13 protein-coding genes and 1 riboswitch are annotated in these 16169 nt (G+C 36.7%); of the genes, 2 read left to right on the forward strand and 11 right to left on the reverse strand.

Features of this window, described 5'->3' with window-relative positions; translation table 11 throughout:
- Nucleotides 1-17: 17 nt before the first annotated feature.
- From metF to AP75_RS01115, 7 genes are all read right to left on the reverse strand, one after another.
- Nucleotides 18-974 (reverse strand): methylenetetrahydrofolate reductase [NAD(P)H], encoded by a 957-nt coding sequence (gene metF / locus AP75_RS01085; RefSeq protein ID WP_031503005.1) that lies wholly within the window; start codon nt 972-974, stop codon nt 18-20.
- Nucleotides 975-1033: 59 nt separating this feature from the next.
- Entirely contained in the window at nt 1034-3706 is a 2673-nt protein-coding gene (gene metH, locus AP75_RS01090; RefSeq protein WP_088263414.1) for a methionine synthase, read from the reverse strand.
- A 173-nt stretch (nt 3707-3879) separates the two neighbouring features.
- A complete protein-coding gene (gene tnpA, locus AP75_RS01095) occupies nt 3880-4332 on the reverse strand; it encodes an IS200/IS605 family transposase (RefSeq protein ID WP_088263415.1) in 453 nt (150 codons plus the stop codon).
- A gap of 273 nt (nt 4333-4605) precedes the next feature.
- Complete coding sequence (locus tag AP75_RS01100; RefSeq protein WP_088263429.1) at nt 4606-5628, reverse strand: homocysteine S-methyltransferase family protein; 1023 nt, start codon at nt 5626-5628, stop codon at nt 4606-4608.
- Nucleotides 5629-5726: 98 nt separating this feature from the next.
- On the reverse strand, nt 5727-6905 hold the full coding sequence (locus AP75_RS01105) for a trans-sulfuration enzyme family protein (RefSeq protein ID WP_088263416.1): 1179 nt from the start codon (nt 6903-6905) through the stop codon (nt 5727-5729).
- Between the two features lie 16 nt (nt 6906-6921).
- The gene (locus tag AP75_RS01110; protein WP_088263417.1) at nt 6922-8460 is read right to left on the reverse strand and encodes an ACT domain-containing protein; all 1539 of its coding nucleotides are present in this window, start codon (nt 8458-8460) and stop codon (nt 6922-6924) included.
- Nucleotides 8461-8464: 4 nt separating this feature from the next.
- Nucleotides 8465-9406 carry an alpha/beta fold hydrolase gene (locus AP75_RS01115; protein WP_088263418.1) on the reverse strand — a complete coding sequence of 314 codons (942 nt, stop codon included), beginning with the start codon at nt 9404-9406 and terminating at the stop codon, nt 8465-8467.
- Between the two features lie 53 nt (nt 9407-9459).
- Nucleotides 9460-9564: riboswitch (SAM riboswitch) on the reverse strand.
- Nucleotides 9565-9664: 100 nt separating this feature from the next.
- On the opposite strand from AP75_RS01115, the gene AP75_RS01120 reads away from it, so the two are divergent.
- Nucleotides 9665-12292 carry an MGH1-like glycoside hydrolase domain-containing protein gene (locus AP75_RS01120; protein ID WP_088263419.1) on the forward strand — a complete coding sequence of 876 codons (2628 nt, stop codon included), beginning with the start codon at nt 9665-9667 and terminating at the stop codon, nt 12290-12292.
- 4 nt (nt 12293-12296) lie between these two features.
- On the opposite strand, the gene AP75_RS01125 is transcribed toward AP75_RS01120, so the two are convergent.
- Nucleotides 12297-12719, reverse strand: coding sequence for an OsmC family protein (locus tag AP75_RS01125; protein ID WP_031502120.1), 423 nt, complete (start codon nt 12717-12719; stop codon nt 12297-12299).
- Nucleotides 12720-12844: 125 nt separating this feature from the next.
- Between AP75_RS01125 and AP75_RS01130 the strand changes: the two genes are divergently transcribed.
- Nucleotides 12845-13135: a GNAT family N-acetyltransferase gene (locus AP75_RS01130; protein WP_031502119.1), complete on the forward strand. Its 291-nt coding sequence runs from the start codon at nt 12845-12847 to the stop codon at nt 13133-13135.
- 45 nt (nt 13136-13180) lie between these two features.
- On the opposite strand, the gene AP75_RS01135 is transcribed toward AP75_RS01130, so the two are convergent.
- The 3 genes from AP75_RS01135 to smpB all read right to left on the reverse strand — a co-directional run bounded on the left by AP75_RS01135 (nt 13181) and on the right by smpB (nt 16020).
- Entirely contained in the window at nt 13181-13921 is a 741-nt protein-coding gene (locus tag AP75_RS01135) for a YebC/PmpR family DNA-binding transcriptional regulator (RefSeq protein ID WP_031502118.1), read from the reverse strand.
- Between the two features lie 93 nt (nt 13922-14014).
- Nucleotides 14015-15484, reverse strand: coding sequence for an OmpA family protein (locus tag AP75_RS01140; protein WP_088263420.1), 1470 nt, complete (start codon nt 15482-15484; stop codon nt 14015-14017).
- Between the two features lie 77 nt (nt 15485-15561).
- Nucleotides 15562-16020, reverse strand: coding sequence for an SsrA-binding protein SmpB (gene smpB / locus AP75_RS01145; protein ID WP_031502086.1), 459 nt, complete (start codon nt 16018-16020; stop codon nt 15562-15564).
- Nucleotides 16021-16169: the final 149 nt, after the last annotated feature.

Raw genomic sequence — 16169 nt, forward strand, 5'->3', positions numbered from 1 at the left:
TGTCTTATCACATAAAATTAAAATATTTCCTTTGCTATTTTCTTGATGTTATCGCTTTTTCCCATCGAATAAAAATGCAAAACGGGAGCTCCAAAATCCATTAATTCCCTACATTGAGCAATCGCCCATTCGATGCCGATTTGTTTTACCGCTGTATTATCTTTTGCTTTTTCAACTTCAGAAATCAAATCTTCGGGCAAATCGATTTTGAAAACTTTCGGTAGCATTTGCAGGTGACCTTTTGTAGCAATCGGCTTAATCCCAGGAATTATTGGAACATTAATCTCAATTTCCCTCGCCTGTTTTACAAAATCAATGAATTTTTTGTTGTCGAAAAACATTTGGGTGACAATGTAATCTGCTCCTGCATCTACTTTTTGCTTCAGCCATTTCAGATCATAATTAATGGAAGGCGCTTCTATGTGTTTTTCGGGATAACCGGCGACTCCGATACAGAATTTATTTTCCTCAGCGGATATTTTCTCGTCGTGAAGGTATTTTCCGCGTCCCAAATCATTCATCTGATGCACCAAATCCATCGCGTTTCTATGCCCACCGACGGTAGGAACAAAATGCTGTTCACCTTTCATCGCATCACCACGCAAAGCCATCACATTATCTATACCGAGGTACATACAATCTACCAAAAGATATTCGGTTTCTTCCTGAGAAAATCCACCACATAAAACATGCGGAACGGTATCAACATTATATTTATGCTGAATTGCGGCGCAAATTCCCAAAGTACCGGGTCGCATTCTGGTGATTCTTCTTTCCATCAAACCATTTCCTTTGTCCAGATAAATATATTCTTCCCTGGACGTTGTCACATCAATAAAAGGTGGTTTAAATTCCATCAATGGATCGATGTTTTTATACAAATCTTCAATTCCGATACCTTTTTGTGGAGGAACTACTTCTAAAGAAAACAAAGTTTTTCCGTTGGCATTTTTTATATGGTCTGTAATTTTCATTTTTTATTTAAAGTTTTCTAACTTTTATCATTTAAACTGATGCACTTTTTTCTTTTACTTTAATCTGCCAAGTTGGGCGCTAACCATTTTCTCGCGAATTCCAAATCGACTCCTTTTCTTTCGGCATAATCCTTCAATTGATCTTCGGAGATTTTACCCACTCCGAAATATTTCGCTTTTGGATTGGCAAAGTAATATCCGGAAACAGCTGCTGTTGGGAACATTGCCAAACTTTCCGTTAATTCTAATCCGATATTTTCTTTCACTTTCAGCAAATCCCAAATCGTGTTCTTTTCCAGGTGATCCGGACAAGCAGGATATCCTGGAGCAGGACGAATTCCTAAATATTTCTCGGCGATTAAATCTTCATTTTCCAAATTTTCATTTTCTGCATAACCCCAAAACTCGGTTCTCACTTTGTGATGCAAAAACTCCGCGAAAGCCTCTGCCAATCGGTCAGCAATGGCTTTTACCATAATCGCATTATAATCATCGCCATCGTCATAGTATTTTTGTGCTAATTCTTCTGTACCGAATCCTGTCGTGACCGCAAAAGCACCGATGTAGTCTTGTTTTCCGGAAGTTCTTGGCGCAATAAAATCACTTAATGCTAAATATTCCTTGCCTGCTGATTTTTTCAGTTGCTGTCTTAATGTATGAAACTTCATTAATTCGTTTCCTTTCTCATCATAAACCAAAATATCGTCTTGCTCATTTGTGTTTGCAGGGAAAATCCCAAAAATTCCTTTTGCGGTAAAGAGGTTTTCATTAATAATTTTCTTTAAAATTTTCTGGGCATCACTGAACAATTCTGTAGCTTGTTCACCAACAATTTCATCAGTCAAAATTTGCGGATATTTACCAAAAAGTTCCCAGCTTCTGAAGAAAGGGGTCCAATCGATATACGGAATCAATTCCTTTAAATCTTGATTTTGAATGATGTGAATTCCTTGTTTTTTTGGGGTAATGATTTCTTCTTGTTCCCAATCAATCTTGAATTTTTGCTTTCTTGCTTCTTCAACAGAAACATATTCCTTATCAATTTGTCGGTTCAAGAATTTCTGACGAAAATCTTCATAATCGCTTTTCAGATCCGCTTTAAATTTTTCTTTATTTTGATCTAAAAGTTGAGAAACTACGCCAACCGCTCTGGAAGCATCATTCACATGCACCACCGGTTGACCATATTTAGGGAAAATTTTCACTGCAGTGTGGGCTTTTGAAGTTGTTGCGCCACCAATCATTAATGGAAAATGCAGGTTTTTTCTTTGCAATTCATCAGCTACGTGAACCATTTCATCTAAACTCGGCGTAATTAATCCACTCAGACCAATTACATCTACATTATGGTCGATCGCTGCCTGAATAATTTTATCCGCTGGAACCATTACTCCGAGATCGATAATTTCATAATTATTACAGCCTAAGACCACGCTCACAATATTTTTGCCGATATCGTGAACATCGCCTTTCACTGTTGCCATCAAGATTTTTCCGTTGGGTTTTTGCTTTTCATCCTTTTCCGCTTCAATGAAAGGTTGCAGATAAGCAACGGCTTTTTTCATCACTCTCGCAGATTTTACCACTTGTGGCAGGAACATTTTTCCGCTTCCGAAAAGATCGCCTACAACGCCCATTCCAGTCATTAAATTGGTTTCAATAACATCCAAAGGTCTATCGGATAATTTTCGTGCTTCTTCCACATCTTCAATGATGAATCGATCAATTCCTTTCACCAAAGCGTGCGTAATTCTTTCTTGCAAGCTGAGTTTTCGCCATTCCAGCTCTTCTACAAATTCCTTTTTGATGGATTTTACCCTTTCGGAATATTCCAGAAGTCGTTCTGTGGCGTCATCTCTTCTATCGAGCATCACATCTTCCACCAATTCTAGCAATTCTTTCGGGATTTCATCATAAACTTCCAACATCGTTGGATTTACGATTCCCATATTCATCCCCGCTTTGATGGCATGATAAAGGAAAACAGAATGCATCGCTTCCCGAACATTATCGTTTCCGCGGAAAGAAAACGAAACATTGGAAACTCCTCCACTCACCGAAACATTCGGAAGATTTTCCCGAACCCATTTCGTTGCTTCAATGAAATCTAAGGCATTTCTACGATGTTCTTCCATTCCCGTTGCGACTGGAAAAATATTGAGATCGAAAATAATATCTTCCGAAGGAAAACCGATTTCTTTCACCAAAATTTCATAAGACCGCTTGCAAATTTCTATTCTTCGATCGTAATTATCAGCTTGTCCTTCTTCATCAAAAGCCATCACAATAACCGCTGCACCGTATCTTTTTATTTTTTTTGCCTGATTTTTAAATTCCTCTTCACCACCTTTTAAACTGATGGAATTCACCACACATTTTCCTTGAACAACTTGCAAACCGGCTTCTAAAATTTCCCATTTTGAAGAATCGATCATGATCGGAATTCTAGAAATATCGGGTTCGGAAGCGATAAGATTTAGAAATTTAACCATCGGGGCTTTTCCATCGAGCAATCCGTCATCAAAATTCACATCGAGGATTTGTGCGCCACCTTCTACTTGATGGCGTGCAATATCCAGTGCTTCTGAGAATTTTTCCTCTTTAATTAAACGGAGAAATTTTTTCGATCCAGCCACATTGGTTCGTTCTCCAACGTTGATGAAGTTGGATTCGGAAGTCACATAAAGCGGCTCTAATCCCGATAGTTTTAATATTTTTTGATTGTTCATCATTTTTAATTTTGTTTAAAGAAGGTCTGAAAGACCTTAATCATTAACATGGGGCAAAGCCCTATGAAAAATATGTAGCAAAAGGAAAAGCCACGAAGTGGCGACATCACTAAGCAAGGATAAAGCTTTTGGATAAATAATCCCATAGAATTGCGGAGCGCTGAAAGCGCGACATCCTAATCCCAAACATATCTTTCATCATATTCAACATCGTATTTTTTCAAAAAAGCCAAAAACTCCTCTTGAAAAGTTTTCTTTTTATGGTGCTCCTCTTGATTTAAAATATAATTTTTTACAATTTCTATTTCTGTTGGATTTACAGAAAAAGCACCATAACCATTCTGCCAATAAAAATTTTCAAACTCCTTTCCTTTGGTTTTTATCCATTTTGAGGAATTGGTTTTTACTTTTTCAATCAAATCCATTAATGCAATTTTTTTTGAAAGCAAACAAAGAATATGAATATGGTCTTTATGTCCGCCAATTTGAATAGGATTACATTCCAAATTTTTACAAATTCCACCTAAATATGAAAACAATTCTTCTTCAATTTCTTTTGAAATCAAAGGTACCCTGTGTTTCGTGCTGAAAACTATGTGGATATAAATCTTATTTAATGACTGTCCCATTTTTTTGATGTCGGTCTTTCAGACCTCCCAAATTTATTTCATTTCATTTTTCTCATAGGGTTTTACCCTATGCTGTTGATGTCGCCACTTCGTGGCTTTTCCTTTTACTACATTTTTTTATAGCACTTCGCAATATTCTTTTGATGTCGCCACTTCGTGGCTTTTCCTTTTCCTACATTTTTTTTCATAGCGCTTCGCACTATGCTTTTGATATCGCCACTTTGTGGCTTACTCTAGATCACATCAATTATTTAACAATAAATTTGTAGATTTTCAAATTGATACATTGTTATATTGATTAATTTTCCTCGGTTGATAATCCTTCACCAATTCTGCAATTGCTTTAATATGCGGCGGTGTTGTTCCGCAACAACCACCCACAATGTTGATTAAACCTTTTTCGGCATATTCACGGATTTGTTCCGCCATGAATTCCGGACTTTCATCGTACTGACCGAAAGCATTCGGTAAACCCGCATTCGGATAAGCGGAAATATAAAAATTGGAATTATTGGAGAGCGTTTCCAAATAAGGCGTAAGCTGTTCTGCGCCCAAAGCGCAATTGAAACCTACACTCAAGAGATTCAAATGTGAAATTGAAATGAGAAATGCTTCAGCGGTTTGCCCACTCAAAGTTCTTCCGGAAGCATCCGTAATTGTACCGGAAACCATAATTGGAATTTGAATATTCCTTTCTTCCTGGATTTCATCAATCGCAAAAAGTGCAGCTTTGGCATTTAATGTATCAAAAATTGTTTCTACCAGAAGAATATCGGAACCTCCATCTAAAAGTGCTTCCGCTTGCTGCTTATATGCGATTCTGAATTCATCAAAGGTAATTGCTCGAAACCCGGGATCATTCACATCGGGACTCAAACTTGCAGTTTTGTTGGTTGGACCAATGGAACCCGCAACAAATCTAGGTTTATCCGGATTTTTTGTGGTGAATTCATCGCAGACTTTTCTGGCAATTTTAGCGCTTTCGAAATTGAGTTCGTAAGCCAACTCTTCCATGTGATAATCGGCCATGGCTATGGTTGTGGCGGAAAAAGTATTGGTTTCTATAATGTCCGCGCCGGCTTCTAAATATTTTCGGTGAACCTCTTCAATCGCCTGTGGTTGGGTGAGCGAGAGCAAATCGTTGTTTCCTTTTAAGGGATGTTCCCAATTTTTGAATCTTTCGCCACGATAATCTTCTTCCTCAAATTTATAGCGCTGCAACATCGTTCCCATTGCTCCATCGAGAACGAGAATTCTTTCGGAAAGGGCTCTGTATAATAGTTCTGAATTTTTCATTTTATGCGTTTTGGCTAAAGTTTTGGCTAAAGCCAATTGTGATTTTTGATTTTAATAAAACGGGCTAAAGCCCGCCCCTATTGATTAATTAATTCTGATTAATCCAAAGCTTGTTTTAAATCATAAATAATATCCTCCACATTTTCTAAACCTACTGAGCAACGCACCAAACCTGCTGTAATTCCCACCTCGTTTCTTTCTTCGTCCGACAACTTAGAATGCGTCGTGGAAGCCGGATGGGTAACGATAGTTCGGGTGTCGCCAAGATTTGCGGAAAGCGAACACATTTTGATTTTATTTAAAAAATTCCTGCCGCCTTCGATTCCTCCTTTTATTTCGAAAGCGACGATATTTCCGCCCAATTTCATTTGTTTTTTGGCGACTTCATAACTTGGATGGGATTTCAGAAATGGATATCTCACAAATTCTACATTCGGATGCGTTTCCAAAAACTCGGCAACTTTCAAAGCGTTTTCGCAATGTTTTTCAACACGAACGGCCAAAGTTTCCAGACTTTTACTCAAAACCCACGCATTGAAAGGCGAAAGCGAAGGTCCGGTTAAACGGGAAAACGAATAAATTTCCTGAATTAAATCTTTTCTACCAACTGCAACTCCGCCCAAAACACGACCTTGACCATCAATTAATTTTGTCGCGGAATGCACCACAACATCGGCTCCATATTTTATTGGTTGCTGCAAATAAGGTGTTGCAAAGCAATTATCGACAATGAAAATCAGGTTGTGTTTCTTGGCCAAATTTCCGTAAAACTCTAGATCTAAAATTTCAATCGCAGGATTGGTTGGCGTTTCGAGATAGAGAATTTTGGTATTGGGTTGAATTAAACTTTCAACATCAGCGGAATTTTCGGCTTTAAAATAAGTATAATCAATATTCCATTTTGGAAAATATTTGGTAAACAGGGCGTGAGTTGCACCAAAAACCGACTGACAACTCAAAACGTGGTCTCCAGAATTCAGCAAAGCCATGAAAGTAGAATAAATCGAAGCCATTCCCGTTGCGAAAGCGTAACCTGCTTCTGCACCTTCCATTTTTACAATTTTTTCGATGAATTCGTTTGTATTCGGGTTGCTGTAACGGCTGTAGAGATTTTTCTCTTTTTCTTCCGCAAAACTTGCGCGCATATCTTCGGCATCTTCAAATACAAAACTCGAGGTGAGATACAACGGAGTAGAATGTTCATCAAAGTGTGATCTTTGCGACTGTGTTCTGATCGCAAATGTTTCGAAATTATTGGTTTGATTATCTTGGTTCATCGTATTTAATTATAGATTATTTGTTTTCAGAAAGTCTTAAAATATCACCAAAAACGCCTCTCGCAGTAACTTTAGCACCGGCACCGGCTCCCATGATTACGATTGGATTTTCGCCGTAACTTTCGGTGTAAATTTCAAAAATAGAATCGGAGCCTTTCAGTTGCCCGAGTGCGGAGCTGACCCGAACGGATACCAATTTTACTTCCAACTCGCCTTTTTCTTTTTGTAAATCGCCGTGTAAATCGCCCACAAAACGCAATACATGATTTTCCGCTTGTTGATTTTTAATTTTTTCGAAAACCTCATCTAATTCGCTCAACTTCTCCACAAACTCCTGACTGCCGCATTTCTGTAGGTTTTCTGGGACTAAATTTTCAACATTTATATCAGAAAATTCATTAATCAAATCGAGTTCACGGGCAAGAATCAATAGTTTTCTGGCAACATCATTTCCGGACAAATCCTCGCGCGGATCGGGTTCGGTAAATCCTTTTTCCATTGCTTCTTTCAAAATGGTTGAAAATTTCTCATCGCGAACTGAGAAATTATTGAAAATGTAGCTTAACGAACCGGAGAAAACACCTTTAATTCTTGTAATATTTTCGCCAGACAGGTGTAAAAGTTTAATAGTATCAATAAGTGGCAAACCTGCGCCAACATTGGTTTCGTATAAATATTTTTTATTTTTTTTTGCTAAAACATGCCGGAAATTTCGATATTCAGAAATGGGAAGCGTGTTGAATATTTTGTTGGAAGAAACCAAATCGAAACCATTTTCAGCCAAAACAGGATAGTTTTTCACGAAATCTTTACTCGCAGTATTATCAACGACAATAAGATTTTCCAGCTGATTTTCATGAGAAAACGCTATTAAATTATTAATATTTGATGCTTTTTCTGAAAGCTGAATTTCATCATTCCAGTTATCTCCAAAACCATTTTTATTGAAAGCGATTTTTCTGGAGTTGGCTATAGCAATGATTTTCAGATCGATTTTTTTTCGATTTCGGATTTCTACTGAACTTTCCAGAACCTGATTAATTAAGGTTTTTCCAACATTCCCGTGACCGATTATTGCAAGGTGTACCGTTTTAGGTTTTGAAAAAATTTCTGCTTCAATGATATTTTTCGCCTTTTCATCTTGGGAAGAAGTAACTACAATATTAATTCGATTTTCGGCAGCAACTTGGTTCAAAATCAACGGAAAGATGTTATTGCGAGCCAATTCCGACATTATCTTATTGAAATCATTGGCGACAAAACCAATTACGGATACATTATTAATGCTATAAATCTGGCTTACCTTTCCGGATTTTCTCTCTTTTTCAAATTCATTAATGAGACAACTTACCGCTTTTTCTGCATCATTTTCATTAACCAAAACAGAGATTCCATTTTCGATCGCCTGTTGGGAAATCACTCCGACACTGATTCTAGCGTACGTAAGCGCTTTAAAAATTCGACCATCTACGCCAACTTCTCCTAAGAAATTTTCGCCTTCAAACTTTATAATTGCACGGTTTTTTAAAACTTTTATTTCGTTTTTCTTTATCATTTTATTATAATATTTTTTCTAAAATTTTATTTAGTTGTTCATATTCCATCAAAAAGGCATCGTGGCCATGAATGGATTTTATTTCGTGATAGAAAGTGCTTGCCTTTGTTTTATGAAGAACCTCAAAACATTTTTTCATTTCTGAAGCTGGGAAAAACAAGTCGGAATCTACCGAAACCAGATGCAATTCAGCTTTGATGTTTTTTAATTGTTCAGCATCTGCATTGATGGTCATTAGAAGCTGGTTCATCAAGCGATATGCTTTTAAAGTAAATCGTTGCGCTAAACTTTTACCATGGAAATTAAGCCAATCATGAGATTTTCTTATTTGATGGGTTTCATCCCATTCATTTTTGAATCTTAGGTTTAAAGATTCCGGTGTTCGGTAGCACAACATCGCATGCATTCGGGCTTTTTCCAGTGGTTGTTCATTTGTATTGAGTAAAAATTGCTGAACCAAACATTGTGAATAAAGCCAATCGGAAGTTTTGAAATCGCAAGCAATCGGAATAAATCTTTCAGCCAAATCTTTCTTAATGGCGAGCATTTCCCAGCCAATTGCACCTCCTAAAGATCCACCAATCATGGCATAAAGCGTTGTTATCTTTAATGCAGATAACCCTTCGAGGAAAATTTTTGCAATATCTTTTGTTGTGAAATTCTCGTAATTATGAATAAAATGGCCATCAAATCCATTCCCTGGAATATTAAAACATAGAACAGTAAATCTAGTGGTGTCGACTATTTTTTGATCACCCACCAAGGTTTTCCACCAACCATTTTCCCCCGAAACGTTAGAATTCCCGGTTAATGCGTGATTGATAAGAATAATGGGAGCCGAAAAAAGTTCAGCGCCAAAAAATTGATACGAAAGATTCAGGTCAAGAATAATTTCTGACTGTAATTTAAATTGATAAAGAGTGATATGTTGTAGCGAATTTTCCAATTTTAAATAAAATAAAAATTGAAAATGCTACCAGAAAAAAGGTAAAAAAGTTTGTGTTATCTGTACCCAAATTAGGGTTAGAATGTAGCACCTTCTCCGTTTCCGAAGGGTTGCCAAGGTATCATTGAGTCTAATCTCTCCACCTTTCTTGATAACATTTTCAATATGTAAATGAACAAAATCTGAGGCAAATATAAGTATTTATTTCAATTTGGAAAAAATAATATTTTCATAATTTCGCAGCTGAAATAAGATTTTATGAATGCAGAGAAAGAGAGAATGCTTGATGAGAGCTGGAAAAAATGGGGACCTTATGTTAGCAATCGCCAATGGGGAACCGTTCGCGAAGATTATAGCTCCGATGGAAATGCCTGGGATTACACCAGTTATGAAAGTGCTTTAAGCAGGTCCTATCGATGGAATGAAGACGGAATTGCAGGAATCTGCGATCATCATCAAAAGCTTTGTTTTGCTTTTTCATTTTGGAATCGCAGAGATAAGATGGTCAAAGAACGCTTCTTTGGACTAAGTAATCACCAAGGAAACCACGGAGAAGACATCAAAGAAATTTTTTATTATTTGGATAATACACCAACCCATTCATACATGAAAATGGTGTATAAATATCCAATTAATGAATTCCCTTACGACCAATTGATCAACGAAAATGCACGTCGAAGCAAAAAAGAGCCTGAATTCGAAATCATTGACACGCAAATATTTAAAAATAGTGAATATTTTGATATTTTTATTGAATATGCAAAAGCTTCGCAAGATGATTTTCTGATTCGTGTAACAGCCGTTAATAGAAGCAATAAAAAAGCGTCGCTAGTTATATTGCCGACGCTATGGTTTCGCAATAATTGGAGTTGGGGATACGAACGTCCTCAGCCAAAACTAAAATCTTCGGTCAAAGGAATTATCGACATTGAACATCACAATAATTCCATGAAAAAGCTTTATGCTAAAGACAAAAATGCTACGTTATTCTGTGACAATGAAACGAATTCACCAAAACTTTTCAACACTCCAAGTGAAAACCAATATTTCAAAGATGGAATTAATGAATATTTGGTCAACGGAAAAGAATCGGCAATAAACCCGGAAAAAACAGGAACTAAAGCAAGTTTCTATGTTGACACTGAGCTAGAAGCTGGTGAAAGTCAAAGTTTCGATTTCCGGTTATCTGCTGCCGATTTAGAAGATGCATTCTTTGATTTCGATACGATTTTTAATTTAAGAAAAAAAGAAACCGAGGAATCCTATCACGAAATTCAACACGAAATTGAAAATGAAGAAGAGAAAAATATACAGCGACAAGCTTTTGCAGGTTTGCTTTGGAACAAACAGTTCTATCATTACGATGTATCAAAATGGCTGAAAGGCGATCCAAAATATAAAGCAAACCGTAATTTCAACCAATTCGTACGAAATACGGAGTGGGAACATATGCAAAACAAAGATATCATCTCGATGCCCGACAAATGGGAATATCCTTGGTTTGCGACTTGGGATTTGGCATTCCACTGTGTCCCCTTTGCGATATTGGATTCTGCATTTGCAAAATGCCAGTTGAAACTTTTAACCAAAGAATGGTACATCCACCCAAATGGGCAACTTCCGGCCTACGAATGGGATTTCAGCGATGTGAATCCGCCCGTTCATGCTTGGTCAACTTTTAGAGTATTTAAAATTGATGAAAAGATCAATGGAAAACCCGATATCCCTTTTTTGGAAAGCGTTTTCCAAAAGCTTTTGCTGAATTTCACCTGGTGGGTGAACCGAAAAGATAAGAAGGGAAATAATGTTTTTGGTGGCGGATTTTTGGGTTTGGATAATATCGGCGCATTTGACCGAAATATGCAGTTTAAAAACGGTGATCATCTTGAGCAAGCTGACGGAACTAGTTGGATGGCGATGTTTGCACTTAATATGATGCGGATTTCTATGGAACTAGCGTTGTACAATCCTGTGTATGAAGATATGGCCATCAAATTTTTTGAACATTATTTGTACATAGCTGCAGCTATGGAGAATCTCGGTGAAACCAGAAATGGTCTTTGGAATGAAGAAGATGGATTTTTCTATGATGTGTTGCAACTAAATAATGGAGATTCTATTTCGTTGAAATTAAGAAGTATTGTAGGTTTAATTCCCATGTTTGCTGTAGAGATTATCGAACATGACATTTTGGAAAAACTACCCAACTTTACCAAAAGAATGCAATGGATTTTAAAAAACAAACCTGACCTCGCAAATCTGGTTTCTCACTGGGAGGTTGAAGGCAAAGGCGGGAAACATCTAATGAGTATTCTAAGAAAAACCCGACTCACTAGAATTCTAAATAGAATGGTGGATGAAAAAGAATTTCTTTCCGATTACGGAATCCGGTCGATGTCGAAAATCTACGAAGAAAACCCATTCAAGTTTTCTGTTGACGGACAAGATTTCACTGTAAAATACACTCCCGCAGAAAGCGATAGCCGAATGTTTGGGGGAAATAGTAATTGGCGCGGCCCGATTTGGTTTCCTATCAATTTCCTAATCGTAGAAAGTCTACAGCGTTTCCACTACTATTATGGCGACAGTATGAAAATAGAATTCCCCACCAATAGTGGGGAAATGAAAGATTTATTGCATGTTTCCGAGAATTTAAGCAAAAGATTGTACTCTATTTTTGCTAAAAACGAAAACGGCGAAAGGGCCTTTAACGGTGGAAATTATATACTGAATCATGATGAACATTTCAAAGATTATATCATGTTTTATGAATATTTCAACGGCGATACGGGAATGGGAATAGGTGCATCACACCAAACCGGATGGACGGCGACCATCGCTAAACTCCTTCAACCAACCAATTCAGTAAAAGGTAAATTTTCTTAAAAAATTAATTCACCAGATTTCCATTTACATAAACTTCGTAGCCAATCGCTACATTAGGTTCAAGTGTTTTGGAAACCGAGCAATATTTGTCAAAAGAAAGTTCAGCTGATTTTAAAGCTTTTTTAGGATCTATATTTCCCTCAAGGAAAAATTTCACTAGAATTGATTTGAATGGTTTCGCCTCATCTACTTGAACGCGCTCCCCTTCAACTTCAGCTGAAAATCCGGTAATTTCTTGCCGTTGTTTTTTTAAGATAGAAACAATGTCGATACCGCTGCAACCTGCAACTGCCATGAGGATAGATTCCATCGGAGAAACCCCTTTTGCGCCAGGTTGTGAGGTATTATCAAGCAAGATTTTGTTACCAGATTGGTTGGTACATTCAAATAAATAGTCGCCGTTGATTCTATTGAGCGTAATTTTCATTTCTAAGTATTAAATTAAGATTGGAAAGATTATTGATGTACAAATCTACAAAATCCACATTGTATTGTGAACGAAATATACCTACTAAAAAATTTCGTTATGTTTAAATTATTAAAATAAAAATTATGAAATACGAAAATCATCAAACCGGAAACGGCGGCGTAATAACCCTGAATAATGACGAGGAAGAAATTGGCAGATTAACCTACACCATTTTTCCCGATGAAAATAAACTTACCATTTCTTTTGTTTTGGTACATCCGAAATTTGAAGGCCGAGGTATGGGAAAATTTTTAGTAGAAGAGGGAATAAAATTCGCAAGAGATAACAACTGGAAAATTTATCCGCATTGTTCGTACGCAAGATCTGTAATGAACAGAATGACCGATGTAGAAGATATTTTACTGGAGCGATAAAAGAAAAACCTCAAAGCTTTCTTTGAGGTTTTCTTATGGTTTGAGTTAAATTTTTTCTAATAATTCATCGGTGATTTCCATGTTGTGATAAACATTTTGTACATCATCATCTTCCTCGAAGCGATCAAGCATTTTCATATTTGCTTTAAATTGCTCCTCGTTCACTTCTTTGGTATTATTGGCAATTCGTTGCAATTCTGCACTTTTTACTTCAATTCCAAGTTCATCTAGTTTGTGAGAAAGAGTACCAAAATCTTCGAACGCAGTTGTAATCATTACTTCTTGATCATCACTATCGATATCTTCTGCGCCACTGTCGATCATCTCCATTTCAAAATCATCCCAATCCATTTTTATGCTGGCTTTTTCGATTGAAAAAATGCCTTTTCTGTCAAAAATAAATGCAAGTTCACCGTTCTTACCTAAATTTCCGTCGAATTTATTAAAAATGGCTCTCACATTCGCGACGGTTCGGGTAGGATTATTGGTTGTACACTCCACGAAAAATGCAACACCGCCTTGCCCATAACCTTCGTAGGTAATCTCGTCATAATGTTCAGCATCAGCTCCGGAAGCTTTTTTAATGGCTCTTTCAACGTTATCTTTTGGCATATTTGCACCCTTAGCATTCTGAATGCATCTTCTTAAGGCAGGATTAGATTCAGGATCAGAACCACCCGCTTTTACCGCAATAGCTATGTCTTTGCCAATTTTAGAAAATGTTTTGGCCATCTTGTCCCATCTGGCCATTTTTGAGGCTTTTCTATATTCGAATGCGCGTCCCATGTTTCAATAAATTTTGTGTGTGCAAAAATAATGAATTTCTATCAAAAAAACGCTCTTCTTTCGAAGAGCGTCTATAAATATTACTTAAAAAGATTATTTTTTCTTTTTAACTACTTTCTTTTTTACCACTGGTAAATCAGATTTTTGCATCGCTTCCCAAGCGTCAGCATCAGCAGCTATAATTACTACTTTACGATCCTTCATTCTCTCTTCGTTAGAAGCTGTTTCAGGAACTTCTGCTTTTTGCTCACCTACACCGATAGATTTAAGTTGGTTTTGGTTAACTCCTCTAGCTTCTAGTGCACCTACTACAGCTGCAGCTCTTTTTCTAGATAGTGTTAAGTTGTAAGCTTCAGAACCTTTTTTATCAGTTTGTCCTTCTACGATAAATTTACCACCGTTTGAAGATTTAATGATTTCTGCAGCTTGATCAAGTTTAGAGTTAGATTCAGGTCTGATCGTCGCTTTATTGAAATCAAATAGAATACCTACTAATGCACCTGTAGCTTCTTCAGCGTAAGCAGAGGCTGGCTTAGGACATCCGTTGTATTGAGCAAGACCTGGAACTGTAGGACAAGCATCATCTTTGTCTAATACTCCGTCTCCGTCAGTATCTGGCCAAGGACATCCGTTGTTTTCCGCTGGACCTGCAACTTCTGGACAAGCATCATCTTTATCAACTACACCATCGCCGTCCGTATCTGGCCAAGGACATCCGTTGTTTTCAACTGGACCTGCAACATCTGGACATTGATCGTCTTTATCTGGAACTCCGTCTCCGTCAGTATCAGGACAACCTTGGAACTGAGCTAAACCTGGAGTATCTGGACATAAATCGTCTTTATCTAGGATACCATCTTTATCTCTATCTGTGTTACCAAATCTGAATAATAAAGATGCAGAAGCTTGCCAGAAGTTAGCAAGACCTGAATCATCGATAGGTGTAGATACATAATCTCCTTGAACACCTAAACCAAAGTTTTTAGTGATCCAGAAGTTAGATCCTAAACCAGCATTAACTGCAAAATGATCTTTTCTTCTTTGTGTATATGGCTCATTGTTAGAGAAACCTGCATACGAAGTGTTGTGATAAGCGTCATAAACAGGGAAAGTTACTCCTGAATAATCGTGTCTTAGATAGTTAGCCCCTACTCTTAAATATGGATCAAACCAAGACTCTTCATTCCAAAGGCCATTAAATTTAAATTGAAGACCTAAACCTGTCATTAGGAAAAATTCTTTTCCCATACCGATTCTCTTGTTGTCTACATTTCCTACTGAAGTTTGCCAGTCAAGAACTAAATATTTATTTAAGTTTCTTGCTACTGTTAATTTAGATAACGGAGGAGTAATTGTAAAATTATTGATATTGTACAATCTGTTCGCATCGTCACCACCAAAAGCAGTTCCAAGTGTAGTACCTAAGTCACCTGCTCCGACAGCAACATGATTTACTCCGTGAGCACCAACACCGATTAACCACGGGTTGCTAGTGGTCTGAGCGAAAACAGTAGAGGCAACAGTAAGTGCCAATGCTGAAATTCCTAATTTTAGATTTTTCATAGAATTAAATGATTAAATAATTGATAATGCAAAATAAATATAAATTTTCTTTATAAACAAAGATTTTAATTGTTTTTTTAACTTTTCTTTAATATTCGGTCAAGATTTCTTTTGTTTTCTCTATCTTTTATAGATTCCCTTTTATCAAAGAGTTTTTTCCCTTTTCCAAGTGCAATAAGAATCTTAGCTTTGCCCTTATCATTAATATATAATTTTAAAGGGATAATAGTATTTCCTACATCTTTAAGTTTTTTTTCAAACTTCTGCAACTCTCTTTTGTGCAACAGCAATTTCCGTTCCCTTTTTGTTTTGTGATTATAAAAAGTTCCAAATTTATACTCATCAATCATCATATTAATGATATATAATTCCCCGTCAATAAATTGACAAAACGCTTCGGTGATGCTCGCCTTTGAAGATCGCAACGATTTGATCTCAGTCCCCGTAAGCACCATTCCAGCCTCGATTTCTTCAAGTATCTCATACTCGAATCTCGCTCGTTTATTTAAAATATTAATTGATTTTTCTATCTTCATTGAACATCAAATTTGGTGTTTCAAAAAAAAATTAATTTTTTTTTAACATTAACAAAATTTTATCATAATGTATAATTATCTGCTACCAATAATTATAACCAACGAATCTTGTAAATGGTAAAAAAAACCGTTTTCTTTTCGTAATTTTG

The organism is Kaistella haifensis DSM 19056, from assembly GCF_000735695.2.
GTDB lineage: Bacteria > Bacteroidota > Bacteroidia > Flavobacteriales > Weeksellaceae > Kaistella > Kaistella haifensis.